Annotated in this window: 1 protein-coding gene; it reads left to right on the plus strand. The window is 44.7% G+C overall.

Features of this window, described 5'->3' with window-relative positions; genetic code table 11:
- Nucleotides 1-1010: YadA family autotransporter adhesin (locus HMPREF3022_RS06750; protein ID WP_210399666.1), on the plus strand; the 1010-nt coding region annotated here is incomplete at its 5' end.
- Nucleotides 1011-1263: the final 253 nt, after the last annotated feature.

Below are 1263 nucleotides of genomic sequence, written 5' to 3' on the forward strand. Positions count from 1 at the left end.
ACACTGTAACCATCAAAGACGGTAACGGTAACACTACTACTACTGTCGTTAAAGATGGTGCAACCGGTGCTACTGGTGCAGACGGTAAGAATGCTGAAGCTGAAGTTAAAGACAACGGTGACGGTACTCACACTGTAACCATCAAAGATGGTAACGGTAACACTACTACTACTGTTGTTAAAGACGGTGCTAAAGGTGATACTGGTGCTAAAGGTGATACCGGTGAAAACGGTAAGTCTGCTGAAGGTAAAGTTGAGCGTGATGAAGCAAAAGGTACTTCTACTATCACTATCAACAACTTCGATAAAGACGGTAAAGTCATCTCTACTACTACTGCAACCGTGAAAGATGGTAAAGACGGTAAAGATGGTAAAGATGCTGACGGCACCTTCGGTCTGGTTGACGAGACTGGTACTACTGACGGTTCTATCTCCAAAAAACTGAATAACACTATTCAGATTAAAGGTGATGCGGGTACTAAAGTTCAAGTATTCGACAAAGCAACCGGTAAGACTTCAGAGAAAGAAGTTCAAAACATCTTCGTTAAGAAAGACGGCGATGCACTGAAAGTCAGCTTGAACCCTGATCTGACCGTTAACAGTGTTACTACTAACGAACTGAAAGCAGGTCCTGTAACCATCAACCAAGGTGGTATCGATGCCGGCAACACTACTATTAAAAATGTTGCTCCAGGTAAGAACGGTACCGATGCGGTTAACGTTGACCAGCTGAACCAAAAATTCGGCGATGTGAACAGCAATGTGAACAAGGTTGACAACAACGCCCGCGCAGGTGTGGCTCAAGCCTTGGCTACTGCCGGTCTGCCACAAGCTTACTTGCCAGGTAAGAGCATGTTGGCTATCGGTGGCGGTCACTACCGCGGTGAAACCGGTTACGCTGTCGGCTTCTCTAGCATCTCCGATGGTGGTAACTGGATCATCAAAGGTACTGCTTCCGGCAACTCACGTGGTCACTTCGGTGCTACCGCAGCAGTTGGTTACCAATGGTAATCTGACTTTCAGACGGCCTGAAAAGGCCGTCTGAAAAGACAAAGCAAAGTAAATGCGGCCTATTTAGGCCGCATTTTTTTATGCTTGGATTATGTTTTGAATTTATTTGATGAATTAATCAGGACAGTAGCCAAAGATAAATGAATATATCTTTAGCAGTCTGTTGTAATTCAAAAGGCCGTCTGAAACATCATTTGATGCTTCAGACGGCCTGAGACTTTTGCAAAATTCCCCAAAATCCCCTAAATTCCCA

The sequence above is a fragment of the Neisseria sp. HMSC065C04 genome (assembly GCF_001815375.1).
Taxonomy (GTDB): Bacteria; Pseudomonadota; Gammaproteobacteria; order Burkholderiales; family Neisseriaceae; genus Neisseria; species Neisseria flavescens_D.